Consider the following 18,948-nt stretch of genomic DNA (forward strand, 5'->3'; position numbering starts at 1 on the left):
GCTCGATCTCGAGGTTGACGCCGAAGAGCCGCCGCTGGTAGACGCGCGTGCGCAGCTCGGCGGTCGCCAGCGAGCGATTGAAGTCGATGAAGCGGTGCGAGCCGAAGCCGCGCAGCGCCCTCCGCCCGCCGAGCGAGGACAGTTCCCAGAAGGGCGTGTCCTTGTCGCCGCTCGTGTAGTTCGCGAGGACGTGCAGCGCGAGGATCGGGTTCCCCTTGCGGAGCGGGATGAAGTCGCGCCAGTCGGCGCCGAACTTGACGAACGAGCTGGCACTCCCGATGTGCTTGTCGGTGAGCTCGCCGTAGAGGATGCCGAGCGCGCCGCGCGTGGGGATGTCGGTCGAGTCGCGGCTGTCGTAGGTGAGCGCCACCTGGTGCGCCCAGAAGACACCGCCGGCGAGCCCCCGGCCGCGCGTCTCGGGGTGCGCGGTCGCGATGAAGGGGATGTTGTGCACCTGCCCGCGCTCGATGCCGTAGCGCCGGATGCGCATGCGGTAGGAGAGGTTCGCGTAGGGCAGCACCCACACGCCCGGCGTCGCCTGGGCCTGCGTGTCGACGTCGGTGTAGTTCGACTCGCCGCCCAGGTTGCCCGGGCCGGCCGGGCGCCCCGGGTGCGGCCGCTCCTCGCGCGACTCGTTGCCGAAGCCGAAGAAGCGCTCGGTGGAGTCCGCCTCGTGCAGGAACGACGCGAGGAGAAAGCCGCGCCCGTCCCAGAGGCTGCGGTCGGTGTACTCGAGCTCGTAGTCCTCGTCCTTGGTGGTGGACTTGGCGGCCACCACCGAGTAGCGCCGCTCCGGCGAGGGGTAGCCGAAGAAACGGAAGGCGGGGAAGATGCCCGTCGTCTTGTTGTAGCGCAGGTCGGGCGCCAGCATGTACTGGATCTGGTCCTTCTCGTCGAGGAAGAGGAGCACGCCGAGCAGCCCGACCGTGTTGCCCTCGTTCGGGTCGGTGATGATCTCGGGAATCGGGATGAAGCTCCTTTCGGCACGCGCAACCGCGGGCCAGAGCGCGGCCGCGGCGAGCAGCGCGAGGATCAGCCGGCGTGGGCGGGAAAGCTGGTGAGGAGCCATCGATCGCCGAAGTGGCCGAGGACGTGGAAGGGAGCGGGCACCAGGCCCGCAGGCTCGTCCCGCCGTCGCTGCGGATCGCTAACGAGGGCCAGGCGCTCGCCCGCGCGCCAGCGCCGCTCGAACGGCGCGCGCGCGAGGAACATCTCCCGCATGTGACCGGCGAGATACGTCGGCGGCACGAAGCCGGGCGGCTCGAGGAGCGCGATACGCCGCTCGGTGTAGTAGGCGAGGCCGCCGACCTGCTGATACTCCTCGGGGGACTCGAAGACGACCTCCACAACGGGCGGGACCGCGGCGACGAGGGCGCGTGCCAGCGGCCGCCACGAGAAGAGGGCCTCAGCCCGCGCTTCGGCATGCAGCACGATCGCCGCGAACGGCACCATGCTCGCCGCCAGCGTGGCGACGAGCCAGTCGGGGCGGCGCCAGAGCGCCGCGAGCGCGATCAGCACCCCCGCGCCGGCCACGACCGCCGCGGCCGGCGCGACGAGTGCGAGGAGCCCCGGGGCCTGGACGAGCCAGTACGTGCGCGCCAGGACCGCGCGGCCACCCCCCAGGCCCGCGACGCCGACGCCGGCGACGAGGGCGCCGGCCGCGGTGAGATAGACCCAGGCCGCGCGCTCGCCCTCGCCGGCCTGCGCGCGCTGCCAGGCGCGCGCCGCGAGCAGCGCCGCGGCCGGCAGCGCCGGGATCGCATAGTGCTCGAGCCGCGAGGGGGTGCACGAGAAGAAGAGAAGGAGCCCGCCCCCCCACACCCACAGGAGGAACGTGGCGCGCGCGGCCGCCGCGGCCCGCGCGACGGCGCCGCGCACCGCCTCGGCGAGCGTGAGCGGCACGAGCAGCACCCACGGCACGGCGCGGCCCGCGGCGGCCCCCCAGAAGAAGACGAGCGAGTCGCCCTCCGAATCGCGCGGCAGCTTCCTGGCGAAGAAGAAGAGCACATGCTGGTTCACCAGGTAGTCCCACGCGAAGCCGGGGTGCCGTAGCGCCACGGCCAGGTGCCACGGGGCGACGATGGCGGCCAGCACGAGGAGCCCGAGCCCCGGGCGGAGGCGCGGGATGCCGCGCCAGCCGTGATCGCGCAGCGTGACCGCCGCGATCGGCAACCCAGCGAGCACGATCGGCACGAGGCCCTTGGCGAGCACGCCGACGCCCAGGGCCGCGTAGAGGCCGAGGAGCCAGCGGGTGCGGCGCGTGCGCTCGCGCTCCGCCCTCTGCCAGCAGAGGAGCGCCACCACCACCGTCGCGGTGAGGATCATGTCGGGCCGGAGGGTGCGCGCCTCGAGCACGAAGCCGAGGCTCGTGGCGAGCGCGAGCCCGGCAACCAGGCCGGCCGTCCCGCCGTAGAGGAGCGCCCCCAGCCGGCAGGTGGCGAGGAGCGCCACTACGGCGGCGCCCACCGACACCAGGCGCGCCCACTCGGTCGGCCCCGCGACGCGGAAGACGAGCGCCGCGAGCCAGAAGACGAGGGGCGGCTTGTTCAGGAAGAGGGTGAAGTCGAGGTGCGGCGAGATCCAATCGCCGTTCAGGGCCATCTCGCGCGCCACCTCCGCATAGCGCGCCTCGTTGTCGAAGAAGGCGGGGACGTCGAGGCGGACGGCGAGCACCGCGGCCGCCGCGAGGGAGAGCGCGACGGCGCCCCGGCGGGCCTCCACGAGGGGGCGCGGGAGGACGACGACACCCTCTTCGCAGACTGCCACTGAGGCTCCTTGGGTGATCGGCGGACAAAAGTCAACGGACTTGCGCGGTTTCCGGCCGCCGGTTAGCATTCCAGAACTTTTCTCTGGCCGGGGGCGAAACCATGGAAGCGCTGGCACGAGGGGCGGCGGGGGAGAGGCGCGTCGCGCTGCTGGACCTGTCCCGCGAGTACCGGGCGTACCGTCACGAGCTGCTCGCGGCGTGCGATCGGGTCCTCGAGCGCATGCAGCTGCTCGGCGGGGAGGAGGTGCGCGCCTTCGAGGGCGAGATGGCGGCCTACCTGGGCGTTCGCCACGTCTGCGGGGTCGCCTCGGGCACCGATGCGCTCGCGCTGGCGTTCCAGGCGGTCGGCCTCGAGCCCGGCGACGAGGTCCTGGTGCAGGCGAACGCCTTCGTGGCAGGGGTGGAGGCGATCCAGCGCGCGGGGGGCACGCCGGTGGCGGTCGACATTCGCCTGGCCGACCTCGGCCCCGACCCCGACGACCTGGCCGCCCGTCTGACGCCGCTCTCGCGCGCCATCCTGGTCGTCCACCCGCACGGGCTGCCGGTCGACCTCCGGCCCATCCTCGGGCTCGCGCGCGCGCGCGGGCTCGTCGTGATCGAGGACTGCTCGCACGCCCACGGCGCCGCGCTCGACGGGCGCCGCGTCGGTTCCTTCGGCCTCGCGGGCGCCTTCAGCCTGGGCGTGGTGAAGAACCTCGCCGCCTACGGCGACGCGGGCCTGATCAGCACCGACGACACCGGGATCGCCGAGCGCGTCAGGCTCCTCGGCAGGCACGGTCAGGTACGCAAGAACGAGCACGACCTCTACGGCACCAACAGCCGTCTCGACGAGCTGCAGGCGGCGATGCTGCGGATCAAGCTCAGGCACCTCGACGTGCGCAACCGCCGGCGGGCCGCGATCGCGGCCCACTACGGCGAGCGCCTCTCCGCCTTCGTCACGCCGCCGCCCACCGACCCGACCCGTACCCACGTCTACCATCAGTACGTCGTGCGCACCCCGGCGCGCGACGCGTTGCGCGTCCACCTGGCCGCGCGCCACATCGAGACCGGGGTGCACTACCCGGTGCCGATCCACCGTCAGCCGGCGTGGCTGCACGCCTATGGCGAGACGCCGCCGCTGCCGCGCGCCGAGCAGGCGGCGCGCGAGATGCTGTCGCTGCCCGTCCACGCCGACCTGACCGACGCCGAGGTCGAGCGCGTGGCGGACGGCGTGGTGGAGTTCTTCAGACGATGAGCGAGACCGGCCCGAGGCCCGAGCTCTCCATCGTGGTGCCGGTCTTCGACGAGGAGGGCAACGTCGAGCCGCTGTACGGGGAGCTCAAGCGCGTCGCGGACGGTCTCGCCCGGCCCTACGAGATCGTGTTCGTGAACGACGGCAGCGGCGACGCGACGCTGGCCCGCCTGGCAGCGCTGTGCGCCCGGGACGGGAACCTGAGGATCGTCGACCTCGACGGCAACTTCGGCGAGGCCGCGGCGCTCTCTGCCGGCTTCGCGCACGCGCGCGGCGCGCTGGTGGTGACTCTCGACGGGGACGGGCAGAACGACCCGGCCGACATCCCGCGTCTGCTCGCGCGGCTCGGGCCGGGGCTCGACGTGGTGAGCGGCCGGCGGCGCGAGCGGAAGGAGGCGTTCCTCTCGCGCGTCCTCCCCTCGCGCATCGCGAACTGGCTCATCGCACGGGCGACCGGCGTCCCGGTGCACGACTGCGGGTGCGGTCTCAAGGTCTACCGGCGCGAAGTGCTGGCGGGCGCGCGGCTCCCGCGCGGCATGAACCGCTTCCTGCCCGCAGTGCTGGGCGTCGAGCCGTCGCGCGTCGCCGAGGTGTGGGTGAACGACCGCCGCCGCAGCTCCGGGCAGTCGCACTACGGGCTCTCGCGCACCTTCGCCGTGCTGCGCGATCTCCTCGCGCTGCCGATCCTGGTCAGGCTTCCGCGCCACGGGCTCGCCTTCGGACGTGCGCTCGGCCGCGCGCCGGTGGCCCTGATCGGGGTCACGCTGCTCGCCGGCCTCGCCGGCCTCGGGTGGCCGGCGGGCCGGGCGCCAGTACTGGTCGCGGCGCTGGTTGCGGTGGCGGCGGGCTGTGCGATCGCCCACGCCGTCGGGCGCTGGCTGCGCGCGCAGGAGCGCGGCGTGTTCCGCGTGCGGAGGACCCTGTGAGGGCCGCGGGCCGCGTGAACGTCGCCGTCGTTGGCCTCGGCTACTGGGGCACGAACCTGCTCCGCACCTTCGGCGCGCTGCCGGCGGCGCGCGTGACCGGGCTCTGCGACCTCGTCCCCGAGCACGTCGGGCGCTCCGCCGAGCAGCACCCCGGCGCCCGCGGCACCACCGACTACGCGGAGCTTCTCGGGCGCGCCGACGTGGACGCCGTCGTGCTCGCCACCCCGCCGTCGCGGCACCACGCGATGGCGCTCGCCGCGCTGCGCGCCGGCAAGCACGTGTGGGTCGAGAAGCCGCTCGCGCTCTCCGTGACCGACGGCCGCGAGCTGGTCGAGGCGGCGCGGCAGGCGGGGCGCGTCCTCTTCGTCGACGAGACCTTCCTCTACGACCCGCTGGTGCGCGAGATGAAGCGCATCATCGACCGCGGCGGCCTGGGCGAGGTCTGCCACCTCTCCTTCGAGCGCCTGGGGATGGGGCGCATCAAGCGCGACTCGAACGTGTGGTGGAACTCCGCCCCGCACGATCTCTCCATCCTCCTCTACCTGGTGCCGCGGCGGGTGCTGCGCGCCCGCCTGCACGAGCACTGCTACCTGCAGCCGGGCATCGCCGACATGGTGGTGGGCGACCTCGAGCTCGAGGGCGGCGTCTCGGCGCACATCTACTTGAGCTGGCTCCACCCGGAGAAGACCGCCAAGGTGACGGTCATCGGGCGCGAGCGCATGCTCAGCTACGAGGGCCGCTTCGAGAAGCGCGGGATCACGCTCTTCGACTACGCGATCGACCGCTCCATGGGGAACGGCGACGCCACCGCGCCCGTCATCCCGGTGAGCCACTTCGCGGCGCGCCGGCTCGAGGTGCCGGCCGCCGCCGAGCCGCTCGCGCTGGCGGCCGAGCACTTCGTCGAGAGCGTCCGGAGCGACACCGAGCCACTCACCAGCGGGGCCCGCTCGCTCCGCGTCGTCGAGGTCCTGGAGGCGGCCGAGCATGCAGCAACTCGCGGCGGTCGAGCCTCCTGACGCGCCGGCGCTGCCGCCGGCTCGTCGGACGTGGGTCCGGAGCGGCGCGGCGCTCGCGGTCGGCGCCCTCATCCTGGGACTCTTCATCTACGAGTCCGACCTCGAGGCAATCCAGGAGTACATGGGTGAGCTCGGCTGGGTCTCGCCGCTCGTCCTCCTCCCGTACCTGGTCATCAACACGTTCGACACGCTCGGCTGGCGCTGCACCCTGCCGCCCGCCGTCGCGGTGCGCGTCCCGTTCGTCTCGCTCTACCTGACACGCATGGCGGGCGAGGCGCTGAACAGCCTCACCGTGGCGGTCGGGGGCGAGCCCGTGAAGGCCCATCTCCTGCGCGCCTTCGGCGTGTCGGATTCGGACGGGCTCGCCTCGGTGGTGATCGCGAAGACGGCGCTCACCGTCTCGCAGATCGCCCTCGTCCTGCTCGGCATCGCGGCGCTCTTCGACCGGCTCGAGCGCCGCGCGCTGGGCGCGGTCTGGCTCGCCTTCCTGGTCGTCGTGGCGATCGGCTTCGTCATGTTGATGGTACGCGTGCAGCGCCGGGGGCCGGTGGTCACGGTGTGGGGATGGCTCCGCCGCCTCGTCCCCCGCGCTGCCTTCGTGGCGCGCCTCGAGTCGCGCGCCCAGGCGATCGACGCGCGCCTGGCCGAGTTCTACCGCATCGAGGGGCCCGCCTTCTGGCGCGCGACCCTTTTCCACCTCGTCGGCTGGCTGCTCGGCGTGGTCGAGGTGTGGGGGATCATGGCGCTCATCGGGAAGCCGATCGCGTGGCGCGATGCGCTCATCATCGAGGCGTTGGCGCAGCCGATCCGCGCCACTTCGCTCCTGATCCCGGGCGCCCTCGGGACGCAGGAGGTGGGCGGCGCCGCGCTCTGCACCTTCCTCGGCATGACGGAGGGGATGGCCGCGACGCTCTGGCTGCTCCGGCGCGGCCGCGAGCTCGTCTTCGACGGCGTCGGCCTGCTGTACTGGGGGCGCCGGGCGGCCACGCCCGCCCGCTGACGTGACCACGCGGCAGCTCGGGCGGAGCGGGCTTGCCGTCTCCCGGCTCGGCCTCGGCCTGGCGGCCGTCGGCCGCCCCGGCTACATCAACCTGGGACGCGCGCGCGACCTGCCGGGGGAGCGCACGCCCGAGGCGCTCTACGCACGCACGGCCGAGCTCCTCGACGCCGCGCGCGCGGCCGGCATCCGCTACGTCGACGTCGCCCGCAGCTATGGGCGCGCGGAAGAGTTCCTGGCGCGCTGGGTGCGTGAGCGCGCCGTGCCGCCGGGCACGCTCACCATCGGGAGCAAGTGGGGCTACCGCTACACCGCGGAGTGGCGCGTCGACGCCCCCGTGCACGAGGAGAAGGAGCTCTCGCTCGCCCGCTTCACGGCGCAGCTCGCGGAGACGCGCGCGCTCCTCGGGCCGCACCTCGACCTCTACCAGATCCACAGCGCGACGGCCGAATCGGGCTGCCTCGAGGACGCCTCCCTGCTGCGCGCCCTGGTGGAGGGCCGGCGCGCCGGCGCCTACCGCGCCGTCGGGCTCACGCTCTCCGGCCCCACCTCGGCGCGCGCCCTCGAGCTGGTGCGGGCGGCGCGCGCCGACGGCGAGCCCGTCTTCGACGTCGTGCAGGCGACCTTCAACTGCCTCGACCCCTCGCTCGCCGCCCCCCTCGCCGGGGCGCACGACGCCGGGCTCGGCGTCATCGTGAAGGAGGCGCTGGCCAACGGGCGCCTGACGGCGGTCAACGACCGCCCCGAGGACGCCGGCCTGATGAGCGCGCTCGGCGAGACGGCCGGCCGGCTCGCCTGCGGCATCGATCAGCTCGCGCTCGCCTTCGTGCTGGCCGAGCCCTTCGTCGACGTCGTGCTCTCGGGCGCGGCGACCACCGCCCAGCTCGCCTCGCACCTGGGCGCGCGGTCGCTGACCCTCGACCCCGAGATGCACGCCGCTCTGGCCGCGCTCGCCGAGCCACCAGCCCGCTACTGGCAGACGCGCGGCACGCTCCGCTGGAGCTGAGCGGCGCGGGGTCGCCTCGCGACGCATTCCGCAACCGAGGGGCCGAGGTCTGCAAAACCTCCATGCTCCGGTTCGAATCTGGTCGCCGCCTCTCCCCGAAGGCCCGCCCCCCTCACGGGGCCACCGGAGCGCTGAGGGGCGCCCTCACCCGCACTCGAGGTCGAGCTCCGCGCCCTCGTGGTCCGAGGGCCAGCAGATCGGGGCAGGCTCGGGGCCGCAGGTGGGCGCGAAGGGGTTGGGGTCGTCGGCGAAGATGCGGGTCGCGGTGCCGTCGCCGTCGTCGTCAGCGCCCGAGTCGATCGCGGCCGCGCACAGCGAGCCCGGCCCCGGTGGCACGAGGAAGATGTAGTCGATGCGCTCGACCTCGTTGCTGGCCGGCGACTCGAGCTGGCTCAGGTCGTTGTCGATGCGCCCCGAGGTGCAGCCGCTCCCGCTCCCGGGATCGCACTCGGGGTTCCCCGCGGCGAGGTAGGTGTCGATCCAGCCCCGTCCCACGAACTGGTCGTAGACGAACGTCCCTGGGCTCTCGTTGAAGTCACCCGTGGCGATCGCCGGCGTCGGCACGTCGTGCCGTGCCGCGACGAAGTTCGCCATCTGCACGCCCTGACACTGGCGCACGGTGGCCGCGCCCGCCGCGACGCACTCGGGGGGACAGTTCGCGCCGCACGCCTGCTGCGCGCCGTCACTGCTCGAGGCGAGGTGAGTGACGAACACGTCGACCGGGCCGATCGGGTGATCGATGCGGGCGAAGAGCACACGGCGGAAGTTGCGGATGAGCCGATGGGACTCGAAGGCGACGGCGGGGTAGCGGGTCAGGATCATCGCGTCGTCGACCCTCGAGGCGGGGACGTAAACCGACTGGTAGGTGAACGGGCAGGTGCCCTCGAGCCTCGCCCTGATGAGCGGGAGGGCGGGGTCCCACACCTCCTGCAGCGTCACCAGGTCGGGGCAGCCGCTCGCCACGATCCACTGGAAGAGGAGCTCGATCCGGTCGGCGAGGCGGCAGTTCGCCGATTCGAAGCAGAAGAGCCCGTGGAGGATGTTGAGGTCCGCCACCGTGAGGTCGGTGTCGGGGCAGCCCGCCGGGGCTGGCGCATCGCGGACCTCGAGCCACCTCCGCGTGTTGCGACGCGCGGGTGCGCCGAACGCGGCGCAGTAGCGCGTGTCGCCGACGCGGAGCACGACCGAGACGGGGAGGCGCTGCTCGGTCGCGGCGAGACTGCAGGGCCAGCCGGTACCTGCGCCTGCATGGTCAGCAGGCCCGGGCGCAGGAGGATGCGCCGCACGCCCTGGGTGCCGGGCGCCTCGGCGCGGTAGCGCCAGCCCTTGCGTGGGCCGTCGCCGCCGATCGCCTGCCACTTGCCCGGGTCGAGCACGATCTCGGCCCTGCACTGTCCGGCAGCCGCGCCAGCGTTTACGATCAGGGCTGCACCGATGGCCGGATCCGGGAGCGGGGCAGCCAGGGCCGGGTCGGCCACGACCACGCGCGCACGCGCTTGGTCCCGACTCGCATTGAGGTCGAGCCGTTTGCCCGCGACCGGCACGTCGACCGCGGCCGCCACGGCCGGCAGCGCGAGCATCAGGACGAGGGCGAGGGACCGTCGGTTCATGGAGGAGGAGAGAGGCCCGGCGGCCCCTTGTTGTCAAGCTCTCGTCGCCGGCCGGTGCTGTCTGAATTAGGAGGCCGACAGGGCCAAACTTACAGCATGCCGACGTGCCCTCGCGGGATACGTTCCGCGCTGCCGTCGATATCCCGGGCTTTGTGGGATCTATACCCTCGCTGGCCTTGGACCCCGAGCGCTCCGCCCACTGGCCGCGCTCGCCGAGCCGCCCGCTATTGGCAGACGCGCGGCACGCTCCCCTGGAACTGAGCGTCCGAGCCAGGCTGCGTCTACGCGTTCTGTGGCGCCGGCGGCGGTCCGGCCGCGCTCGCCCGCCGCCCGATCACGTTCATGGCGAGCGCGATCATCGAGCCGACATCGCTCACGCTCGCGGGCAGGACGAGGGTGTTCGCCGCCTTCGCGAGCGCCCCGAACTGCCCGATGTACTGCTCGGCGACGCGCAGCTGCACCGCCTCGAAGCCGCCCGGCATGCGGATCGTGTCGGCGACCTTGCGGATGCCCTCCGCGGTCGCCTGGGCGACGGCGAGGATGGCGGCGGCCTGCCCCTCGGCCTCGTTGATCTGCTGCTGCTTCTTCGCCTCGGAGGCCTTGATGACCTGCTGCTTCTGACCCTCGGCGGTGTTGATGGCGGCGTCGCGCTGGCCCTCGGAGGTGAGGACGGTGGCGCGCTTCTCCCGCTCGGCGCGCATCTGCTTCTCCATCGCGGCGAGCACGTCGGCCGGGGGCGTGATGTTCTTGATCTCGTAGCGCAGGACCTTGATGCCCCACGGCTCGGTCGCCTTGTCGAGCTCGTTCACGACCTCGAGGTTGATCTGGGTGCGCGACTCGAAGGTCTTGTCGAGGTCGATCTTGCCGATCTCGCTCCGCAGCGCGGTCTGCGCGAGCTGGGTGATCGCGAACAAGTAGTCGGCGACGCCGTAGGAGGCGCGCTCGGGATCGAGCACCTTCAGATAGAGCACGCCGTCCACGTGCACCTGCACGTTGTCCCTTGTGATGCATATCTGCTCCGGGATCTCGCCCGCGTGCTCCTTCAGCGAGTGCCGGTAGCGGATCGCGTCGATGAAGGGGAGGAGGATGTGAAAGCCGGCGTCCAGCGTGGCGCGGTAGCGGCCGAGCCGCTCGACCACGAAGGCGCTCTGCTGCGGGACAACGACCGCCGTCCGGGAGATGACGATGATCACGAGCACGGCAAGACCCAGGACGGTGATCAGGGCTCCGGTCATTGTGCTCCTCCCTCCGCTATTGCGCGCGCAGGGACAGCACCAGGCCGTCCACCTGCGCCACGATGCTGCGCTCGCCGCGCGCGAGCGGGCGCGCATCCACGTTCTTCGCCGTCCACGCCGTGCCTCGGAGCTCCGCCTTGCCGACCGCCCCCGGCGCCAGGTCCTGGAGTGGCACGGCCACCTCGCCCACGAGCGAGTCGACGGCCAGTCCCTCGCGCTGGACGGGCATGATGCGCCTGAGCAGCGGGCCGCGCAGGAAGACCACCGAGAGCACGGAGAGCAGCGAGAAGAGGAACAACTGGAACCAGCCCGCGGTGTGGGGGTCGAGCCGCACCGCGAGACCGACCGCGATCGCGGAGAGCCCGAAGAAGAAGACGAAGAAGGCGCCCGGCGTGAACGCTTCGGACGCCAGCAGCGCGAGCCCCAGCACCAGCCACAGCCACCACGACATCGGGCGCGGAGTCTACTCGCCCACTGCCGCGGGCTCAAGCCGCGAGCAACCAAGCATACTAGGAGCTCGTACGGGTCCTGGGCAGCACACGCAGCAGGAGGACGAGCCCCGTCACCCAGAACAGGTTTGCCCCGACCGCGGCGGCCGGCACGAGGAGGTCGAGACGTCCGGCGAGCGCGAAGAGGACGGGGAAGACGTGCCAGTCGCGCGTGGTGAGCGGCGAGAGCACCCGGTCGAGGAGCCGGTTGTCCCAGCCCGCCACGCGCCCGCGGCGCGCCTCGGTCGCGTCGCTCCAGCTGATCATCACGAACGCACCCAGGACACCCAGGAGCAGCGCCGCCAGCGACGGCCACCCCGGGGCGCTGCCGGCGCGCGCGACGCGCAGGGTGATCCCGCCCAGGACCGCGACGTGCACGACCGTGTCACCCGTCACGTCGAGCCAGTGGCCGAGGCGCGACTCGGCGAAGCGGAGGCGCGCGAGCTCACCGTCCGAGCAGTCGAGCACCCCCGAGATTTCCAGCAGGACGATCGCCGCCACCACCGGCGCCACGCCCGGCACACCGAGGAGGAGGCCGCCGGCGACCCCGAGGGCGATGCCGATCACCGTGACCACGTTCGGCGTGATGGGCGTGCGGATGAGGAGACGGGTGAGCGGCCGCGACAGGCGGCGGAGGAGGCCGTCCAGGTAGCCGTCACGCGGGTTCTCGAGGGCGCTCAAGAGGGCCTGCTCGAGGCCGGCGCTACCCGCGCGCCGGAGCGTGCCGGCGCCGGGGCCGAGTTGCGCCCCGCCGTTCCCGGCGACCAGCGGTCCCGGCGCGACCCGCACGCGCGCGCCGTCCGCCTCGACCTCGAGCACCTCCCCGGGGCGGGCGCGCGCCTGGAGGTCGCGCACCAGGGCCGGGTCGATGACCGTCCCCGCGCCGATCACGAACCGGAGCGCGTCGTCGGAGGGCGGCGTCAGCCTCGGGGCGGTGGAGAGTGCGCAGCGGATGCGGGGGTCCGCCGGAGGCGCGAGCGGCCCGACGAGCGTGCAGCGCTCCACACCGCCCCGCTGGAGCGCCAGGATCGTGCGCACGAGGAGCGGCACGCGCGCCACCGGACGGAGTGGATCCCCCGCCTCGGGAAGAATGATCGCCTCGCGGATGGGGGGAGCGTCGGTCACGGCTCGATGCGCGGCAGCACCTCGCGCTCGGCGCGCGCCACGTCCTCGGGGAAGTCGATCTCCGTCCAGGGCATGCCGTCCACGCGCTCGAAGCCGACCACGACGCGCTCTAGGAGCTCCGGGTAGATCTCCTCGTGCTCGATCGCGGTGTGGCCGGCGGCGACGCGGAGCTCGAGCAGCTCGTGCAGCACGCGTGCCGCGCCCGCCGCGAGCTTCAGGAACCCGACCGACTCGCCGGCGAGCTCGTACCCGGGCGCCCCGCCGCGGGCGATGTCCATCACCCGCTCGCCGCGCACGAGGAGCATCTGCTCCTCGCCCGTCGGCTCGACGCTGGCATCGAGGAGGAAGCAGTTCCGGTGCGGCGACCCGACCAGACGCGCGATCATGGCGGGCGGGCAGAGGACGTCCGCGTCCATCACGAGGACGGGGCCGTCGAGCAGCTCGCGCGCCGTCCACAGCGAGAGGATCGCGCCCTCGCGAAAGCGCGGGTTCGAGAGGTAGCCCAGCCGGATGCCCCGCGGCCCGTCGCCGACGGCCGCGCGCACGGCGTCCTCGCCGAAGCCGACCACGACGACCGCCTCGCGCACGCCCGCGGCGGCGAGCCCCTCGAGGAGCCGCACGAGCAGGCTCTTTCCGCCGATCTCGATCAGGCACTTCGGCCGGCCGTTCGAGAAGCCGAGGAGGCGCTTGCCGACGCCGGCGGCGAGGAGGATCGCGGTCACGCGCCCAGCACCTCGGCGAGCGCCGCGAGGAAGCGCTCGAAGTCCGCGCGCGCGAGCTGCCCCATGTTGGCGACGCGGAAGATCTCGCGCGCGAGCCGGCCCTGACCCTCGTAGACAACGAAGCCGCGCGCCTTGAGCCCGTCGTGGAGCGCGTCGTACGTCCGCCCGGCGGGAAGCCAGAGCGAGGTGAGCGAGTTGGAGCGGCGCACGGGCGGGAGGACGAAGCCGAGGCCGAGCCTCGTGAAGCCGTCGCGCAGGAGCCTGGCTGCCGCCGCGTAACGCGCGACGCGCGCGGCCACGCCTTCCTCCAGGAGCTCGGCCAATGCCTCGTCCAGGGCGTAGGCGAGCTGCACCGCCGGCGTGAAGGGGACGTTGCGGCGCTCCTGCGCCCCGTGGTGGACGGGCAGCGAGAGGTAGAGCGAGCGCCGTGGGTAGGTCGCGAGGCGCGCCATCGCCTCTTCGCGCACGAGGACGAAGGCGAGCCCCGGGAAGGCCTGGATGCACTTGCCGCCCGTGCCGACGACCAGGTCGGCCTCCGCGACGTCGAGCGCGTCGCCCGCGAGCCCGCTCACCGAGTCGACCAGCACGAGCTTCCCCCGCGCGTGCGCGAGGCGGCCGACCTCGGCGACCGGGTTGAGGAGCCCGGTCGTCGTCTCGTGGTGCACGACCGCGACCGCCTCGACGTCGGGCGCGCCGAGGGCGCGCTCGACCGCGGCCAGGTCCGGCGGCTCGGTCCACGCGCCCTCCACCACCGTGTGCGGCAGGCGCGCCGCCGCGGTCATGGCGGCGATGCGCTCGCCGTAGACGCCGTTCGAGACCACCACCAGCCGCCCGCGCGCGGAGAGGACGCTCGTGACCGCGGCCTCGAGCGCCGCCGTGCCCGAGCCGGTGATGAGGACGGCGGTGAAGCCGCCCGCCGGCGCGAAGGCGCGCACGAGACGCGACCGGATCGACGCCTGGAGGTCGCCGTACTCGGGCTCGCGGTGGCAGAGGTCGCCGCGCGCGAGCGCCGCGGTGACGCGCGGCGAGACGTTCACCGGGCCGGGATTCAGGAGGATCATCGCCCGGCGCCGAGCCCTCGCCTCAAGCGAGCGGTCATGGCCTCCGGCGCGTGCGGGATGCGTGGCGCAGGCGGCCCCGGCGGCCCGAGCGCGATGCGCACGAGGAGGAAGGCCGGCCCCTCGCGCGCGAGGAAGGCGGGCGCCGCGGCGGCGAGCGCCGCGCGCGTCTCCACCCGGCCGACGAAGCGGTAGCCCGCCGCTCGCGCCAGCTCATCGAGCGGCACGCGGTCGGAGACGGTCGGCTGGGCCCCGGTCGAGGCGTGCGCGCCGTTGTCGAAGCAGACGTGGAGCAGGTTCGCGGGCCGCGCGGCGGCGATGGTGGCGAGCGTGCCGAGGTTCATGAGCACGTTGCCGTCGCCGTCGAGGACGAGCACCCGCCGGCGCGGCTGGGCGAGGGCGACGCCGAGCCCGATCGAGGAGGCGAGGCCCATCGAGCCGATCATGTAGAAGCACTCCTCGCGGTCGCGCGCCGCGCAGCCGGCGCGGCCGATGTAGCCGTTGGCATGGATGCAGACGGTGCCGTCGGGGACGGCGGGAGTGAGGACGGCGAGGGCGTCCGCGAGGGTCATTCGAAGATGCCCGGCCGGACGACGAGCGCGACGGGCCGTCGCGTCTCGCGGATGCGCGCCGCGGCCCAGTCGACGTCTGCCACCATCGCCTCCACCAGCGGAGCGCGGAACGGGACACCGAAAAGCTCGAGCACGCGCGGTAGCACCTCGCCCATCACGAGGTGCTCGGGCGCGTCCTCGCCCTGGTAGCCCCTCCAGGTGACGAGCAGGAGCGCGGGGATGCGGTAGAGAAAGTGGAGCGAGCCGAGTGCGTTGAGCGACACGCCCAGCCCCGAGTTCTGCATGATGACGACCGGCATCCGCCCGGCGAGATAGGCGCCGGCCGCGACCCCGAGCGCCGCGTCCTCGCGCGTCTCGCCGAGGTAAAGCCCCCGGCGCTCGAGCTCGGCGAGCAGCGTCTTCACGAGCGAGCAGGGGACGCCCACGAAGAAGTCGAAGCCGGCACAGAGGAGGCCGTCGACGAAGCGGTCGGCGGGGACGCTGCCGCTCATGGAAGGCGCATCCTCACGACCGCGCCCACCGGATCTCCATCTCCTCCCGCTCGCCGAGGGCCTTGCGCAGCAGGGCGAGGAGGGCGGGGTCCGCGCCGGCCTCCTCGAAGGCGTCGAGCGTCGGCTCGTTGATGTAGTAGTCCTGGTCCTCGGGCGACTCCTCTTCGAGCTGGTCGGCCAGGAACTGGAGCTGCTCCTCGGTGATGGCACCGAGCGGGGCGCCCGTATCCTTGTCGTAGAGCTGGATCATCGGCCCTCCTGGTAGGTCTTCGCCACGACGGAGCGCTATAGCAGGTCCGTCCCGAGGCCCGCGAGGCGCGTCAGCTCGCCGCCGGGCCACCCGCCCGGGCGCTCGTAGCTCGGACACCACCGGTGGGACTCGCTAGCGCGCCACCTCGGCGCACGCGCGGTGGTAGTCCTCGATCGTGTCGATCTCCATCCAGCCCTTGTGGATGTCGACCGACGCGACCGGGCGGCCGCGGTCGATCAGCGCCTGGAGGATGTGGGTCACGCTCGCGCGCTCGAGCCCCTCGGCACCGCGGGCGGCCAGCTCGCGGTGGACGGCGCACAGCGCCGCGGCGCCGGCGGCGGAGAACATCGCCATGCCGATGAACTCGCCGTGCGCGTCCTCGGACGCGACTTCGGGGCCGATGCGGAGCACGCGGCTCCCGCCCTCGGGCCCGACGAAGCGGCGGCCGTTGGGCGGCGTCTCGGTCACGACCAGGTCGAGCGGACCGGTCGGGAGCCCCAGCCCCGCGCGATAGGTGTCGTGGAAGGAGCGATCGACCACCACCGCCACATCGGCCCTCGTCTGGAGCAGCTTGACCAGAATGGCGGGGTCGAAGAGGATGTCGCCGTAGAGGAGGACGAACGGGCCGTCCAGCTCGCGTTCGGCGCCGAACAGAGAGCCGACCTCGCCCGTCTCCGCGAAGCGATCGTTGTCGACGAAGCGAAGCCCGGGAAGCGAGATGCGCTCCTTCCTGTAGCCCCGCACCACCACCACGTCCCGCACGCCGCAGTGCCGGAGCGCCTCCACCTGCCGCTCGAGGATGGTGCGACCTCTCACCTCGAGCATCGCTTTCGGGCGGTCCTGGATGAGGGGCAGGAGCTGTGGCTCGAAGCCGGCCGCCAGGATGACGGCGCGCGGCGCCTCGTCCCCGGCGAAGAGGAAGCGTTGCTCGTTCGCCCTGAGCTCCGGCACGCCGACGAGAGCGTAGACCTCCTCGAGCGGCGCGACCCGCTCCTCGACGCTGCCCGCCTTGCCGCTGCGCCGCATCTCCCCGAGGACGTCGCGCATGGCGACGATCGCTGCGCGCAGCGCCTGGTTCGCGAAGATCGCCATCCGGAAGCCCGCCGCCGCGAGCTCGGCGGCACTCACGGTCGGGTAGGTAGTGGGCACCGCAACCAGGGGGACGGGGCAGTCCCAGGCTGCCGCGAAGGCACGTAGCTCCGTGAAATCGCTCGCTTTGGAGTGGATCAGGATGGCGTCGGCGCCGGCGTCGGCGTACGCTCTCGCGCGCCTGAGCGCCTCCTCCTGACCAAGCCCGGCGATGAGGGCCTCGGTGCGGGCGATCACCAGAAACCCCGGATCGCGCCGCGCGGCCGTCGCCGCCTCGACCTTCCTCGCGTGCTCCTCCACCGGGACCAGGGCCCGGCGCACCCCGGCGTAGAAGCTGCAGCGCTTCGGGAACTCGTTGTCCTCGATACAGATGCCGGCGGCGCCCGCGCGCTCGAACTCGCCGGCGGTCCGCATGACATTGATGGCGTTGCCATAGCCGTTGTCGCAGTCGGCGATGACCGGCAGACCGACCGCGTCGACGATGCGGCGGACGGCCTCGAGGGTCTCCGTGAGCGTCAGGATGTTCGCGTCCGGGACGGCGCGGACGGCGGAGATGCCGAAGCCGCTCGCCCAGATGGCGTCGAACCCGGCCTGCTCGGCCAGCTTCGCGGAGAGCGCGTCGTGCGCTCCCGCCGCGAGGACGACACCCGGCGCACGGAGGAGCAGCCGCTTCGACTCACCCATCGACGCCCTTTTGGGGTGGCCGCTTATAGCGGCGGTCCTCGGCAGCCGCAAGCTCGCGTTTTCTTCGCTGAAACGCCGTTACAACCCGCAACCCCTTGCACGGCCGTAATCCTTAGGATAGACGCCCGCCATTGACCGTTCGGTCAAGACGACTGTTCTAAGGCAATCGCGGTATGGCGGCCGGTGTCGCGAGCCGCGTCGCGCCCAGGAGGGGACGAGATGCGCACGCTTTTCCTGAACCCACCCTCGTACGAGGACTTCGACGGGGGCGCCGGCTCGCGCTACCAGGCAAAGCGCGAGGTCTGGTCGTTCTGGTACCCCACCTGGCTCTGCTACCCGGCGGGGATGCTGCCCGGCGCGCGCGTGCTCGACGCTCCGCCGCACGGCGTGTCGCCCGAGGAGACGGTCCGCATCGCGCGTGACTTCGACCTGGTCGTCGTGCACACGAGCACACCCTCCTTCCGCGCCGACGTGCGCACGGCGCAGGCGATCAAGGACGCGAAGCCCGAGATCAAGGTCGGCTTCGTGGGCGGTCACGTCACCGCCATGCCGGAGGAGTCGCTGCGCTACGCGCCGGTCATCGACTTCGTCGCCCGCAAGGAGTTCGATCTGGCGGTGGTGGCGGTCGCGGAGGGCCGCCCCTTCGCGGACGTGAAGGGGATCAGCTACCGCCAGAACGGAACGGTGGTGCACAACGAGGAACCGCCGTCCCTCACCACCGAGCAGCTCGACGCGCTCCCCTTCGTGACCGAGGTCTACGAGCGCGACCTCGACTATCTCAAGTACAACAGCCCCTACTGCCAGTACCCCTACGTGTCGCTCTACACCGGCCGCGGCTGCCCGGCGCGCTGCACCTTCTGCCTGTGGCCGCAGGTGACCACCGGCCACACCTACCGCGTGCGGAGCGTGGGCAACGTGCTGGAGGAGGTGTCGCACATGAGGCGGCGCTTCCCGAAGATGAAGGAGCTCTTCTTCGACGACGACACCTTCACCGCCGACCCGCCGCGCGCGCGCGAGATCGCGCAGGGCCTCGGCAGGATGGGCATCACCTGGTCGACCAACTCGCGTGCCAACGTCGACCGGGAGACCCTGAAGGTCCTGAAAGATGGCGGGCTCCGCCTCTTCGTCGTCGGCTACGAGTCGGGAAACGAGCAGATACTGAAGAACATCCGCAAGGGCGTGAGCGTCGAGCGCGCCCGGCGCTTCACCCGGGACTGCCACGAGCTCGGCATCCTGATCCACGGGACCTTCATCCTGGGCCTCCCGGGCGAGACCCGCGACACCATCCAGGAGACCATGCGTTTCGCGCGCGAGATGCAGCCCGAGACGCTCCAGGTCTCGCTCGCCTCGCCCTACCCGGGCACCGCCTTTTACGACTTCGTGACCAGGAACGACTACCTGACCGTCGACAGCCTGGTCGACGAGACCGGCTACCAGAAGTGCACGGTCTCGTATCCGGAGGTCTCCGCCGACGAGATCTTCAAGGCGGTCGAGACCTTCTACCGGCGCTACTACTTCACGCCACGCTACATCTGGAAGTCGGTCAAGAAGATGGCGACCAGCCGGGAGGAGGCGAAGCGGCTCCTCGGCGAGGGCGTGCAGTTCATCGGCTCGATGGCGAAGCGGCGGCGGATCGCGAACACGCCGCGCAAGGGCATCGCGCAGCCCGAAGCGAGCGCAC

The 18,948-nt window shown here is 72.6% G+C and carries 18 protein-coding genes; 6 read left to right on the top strand and 12 right to left on the bottom strand.

All coding sequences use genetic code 11. The annotated features are described in order from the left end of the window. Together E6J59_18675 and E6J59_18680 are read right to left on the bottom strand one after the other, a co-directional pair. On the bottom strand, window positions 1-1,069 hold a 1,069-nt coding region (locus E6J59_18675), incomplete at its 3' end, for a hypothetical protein (GenBank protein TMB16572.1). Beyond that, window positions 1,033-2,835, bottom strand: coding sequence for a phospholipid carrier-dependent glycosyltransferase (locus E6J59_18680; protein TMB16573.1), 1,803 nt, complete (start codon window positions 2,833-2,835; stop codon window positions 1,033-1,035). The genes E6J59_18675 and E6J59_18680, both read right to left, overlap by 37 nt. Before the next feature lie 32 nt (window positions 2,836-2,867). On the opposite strand from E6J59_18680, the gene E6J59_18685 reads away from it, so the two are divergent. From E6J59_18685 to E6J59_18705, 5 genes are read left to right on the top strand one after another with little or no spacing between them, the layout of a single operon-like run. Further along, window positions 2,868-4,001, top strand: a complete 1,134-nt coding sequence (locus E6J59_18685) for a DegT/DnrJ/EryC1/StrS family aminotransferase (protein ID TMB16574.1) — start codon at window positions 2,868-2,870, stop codon at window positions 3,999-4,001. Further along, complete coding sequence (locus E6J59_18690) at window positions 3,998-4,924, top strand: glycosyltransferase family 2 protein (protein ID TMB16575.1); 927 nt, start codon at window positions 3,998-4,000, stop codon at window positions 4,922-4,924. The genes E6J59_18685 and E6J59_18690 overlap by 4 nt, the downstream gene beginning before the upstream one ends. Next, entirely contained in the window at window positions 4,432-5,940 is a 1,509-nt protein-coding gene (locus E6J59_18695; GenBank protein ID TMB16589.1) for a Gfo/Idh/MocA family oxidoreductase, read from the top strand. The genes E6J59_18690 and E6J59_18695 overlap by 493 nt, the downstream gene beginning before the upstream one ends. Further along, on the top strand, window positions 5,909-6,940 hold the full coding sequence (locus E6J59_18700; protein ID TMB16576.1) for a flippase-like domain-containing protein: 1,032 nt from the start codon (window positions 5,909-5,911) through the stop codon (window positions 6,938-6,940). Before E6J59_18695 ends, E6J59_18700 begins: the two co-directional genes overlap by 32 nt. 1 nt (window position 6,941) lies before the next feature. Next, window positions 6,942-7,943 carry an aldo/keto reductase gene (locus tag E6J59_18705; protein ID TMB16577.1) on the top strand — a complete coding sequence of 334 codons (1,002 nt, stop codon included), beginning with the start codon at window positions 6,942-6,944 and terminating at the stop codon, window positions 7,941-7,943. Window positions 7,944-8,087: 144 nt separating this feature from the next. Here the strand turns inward: E6J59_18705 and E6J59_18710 are convergent, their stop codons facing one another. The 10 genes from E6J59_18710 to E6J59_18755 all read right to left on the bottom strand — a co-directional run bounded on the left by E6J59_18710 (window position 8,088) and on the right by E6J59_18755 (window position 17,267). Next, window positions 8,088-9,125, bottom strand: a complete 1,038-nt coding sequence (locus tag E6J59_18710) for an endonuclease/exonuclease/phosphatase family protein (GenBank protein TMB16578.1) — start codon at window positions 9,123-9,125, stop codon at window positions 8,088-8,090. A 709-nt stretch (window positions 9,126-9,834) separates the two neighbouring features. Next, window positions 9,835-10,788, bottom strand: coding sequence for a paraslipin (locus E6J59_18715; protein ID TMB16579.1), 954 nt, complete (start codon window positions 10,786-10,788; stop codon window positions 9,835-9,837). A gap of 16 nt (window positions 10,789-10,804) precedes the next feature. Beyond that, a complete protein-coding gene (locus E6J59_18720) occupies window positions 10,805-11,239 on the bottom strand; it encodes an NfeD family protein (GenBank protein ID TMB16580.1) in 435 nt (144 codons plus the stop codon). 58 nt (window positions 11,240-11,297) lie between these two features. Beyond that, on the bottom strand, window positions 11,298-12,401 hold the full coding sequence (locus tag E6J59_18725) for a CDP-alcohol phosphatidyltransferase family protein (GenBank protein TMB16581.1): 1,104 nt from the start codon (window positions 12,399-12,401) through the stop codon (window positions 11,298-11,300). Then, window positions 12,398-13,123: a phosphocholine cytidylyltransferase family protein gene (locus tag E6J59_18730; protein ID TMB16582.1), complete on the bottom strand. Its 726-nt coding sequence runs from the start codon at window positions 13,121-13,123 to the stop codon at window positions 12,398-12,400. The genes E6J59_18725 and E6J59_18730 overlap by 4 nt, the downstream gene beginning before the upstream one ends. Beyond that, window positions 13,120-14,184 carry an aminotransferase class V-fold PLP-dependent enzyme gene (locus E6J59_18735; GenBank protein ID TMB16583.1) on the bottom strand — a complete coding sequence of 355 codons (1,065 nt, stop codon included), beginning with the start codon at window positions 14,182-14,184 and terminating at the stop codon, window positions 13,120-13,122. The genes E6J59_18730 and E6J59_18735 overlap by 4 nt, the downstream gene beginning before the upstream one ends. Beyond that, on the bottom strand, window positions 14,181-14,753 hold the full coding sequence (locus tag E6J59_18740) for a sulfopyruvate decarboxylase subunit beta (GenBank protein ID TMB16584.1): 573 nt from the start codon (window positions 14,751-14,753) through the stop codon (window positions 14,181-14,183). Before E6J59_18740 ends, E6J59_18735 begins: the two co-directional genes overlap by 4 nt. Further along, window positions 14,750-15,244 (bottom strand): sulfopyruvate decarboxylase subunit alpha, encoded by a 495-nt coding sequence (locus tag E6J59_18745; GenBank protein TMB16585.1) that lies wholly within the window; start codon window positions 15,242-15,244, stop codon window positions 14,750-14,752. The genes E6J59_18740 and E6J59_18745 overlap by 4 nt, the downstream gene beginning before the upstream one ends. Before the next feature lie 13 nt (window positions 15,245-15,257). Continuing rightward, window positions 15,258-15,494 carry a galactosyldiacylglycerol synthase gene (locus E6J59_18750; GenBank protein TMB16586.1) on the bottom strand — a complete coding sequence of 79 codons (237 nt, stop codon included), beginning with the start codon at window positions 15,492-15,494 and terminating at the stop codon, window positions 15,258-15,260. 132 nt (window positions 15,495-15,626) lie between these two features. Then, window positions 15,627-17,267 (bottom strand): phosphoenolpyruvate mutase, encoded by a 1,641-nt coding sequence (locus tag E6J59_18755; GenBank protein TMB16587.1) that lies wholly within the window; start codon window positions 17,265-17,267, stop codon window positions 15,627-15,629. A gap of 219 nt (window positions 17,268-17,486) precedes the next feature. On the opposite strand from E6J59_18755, the gene hpnJ reads away from it, so the two are divergent. Continuing rightward, window positions 17,487-18,948: hopanoid biosynthesis associated radical SAM protein HpnJ (gene hpnJ / locus E6J59_18760; protein TMB16588.1), on the top strand; the 1,462-nt coding region annotated here is incomplete at its 3' end.

The sequence above is a fragment of the Deltaproteobacteria bacterium genome, from assembly GCA_005879795.1.
Classification (GTDB): domain Bacteria; phylum Desulfobacterota; class Binatia; order DP-6; family DP-6; genus DP-6.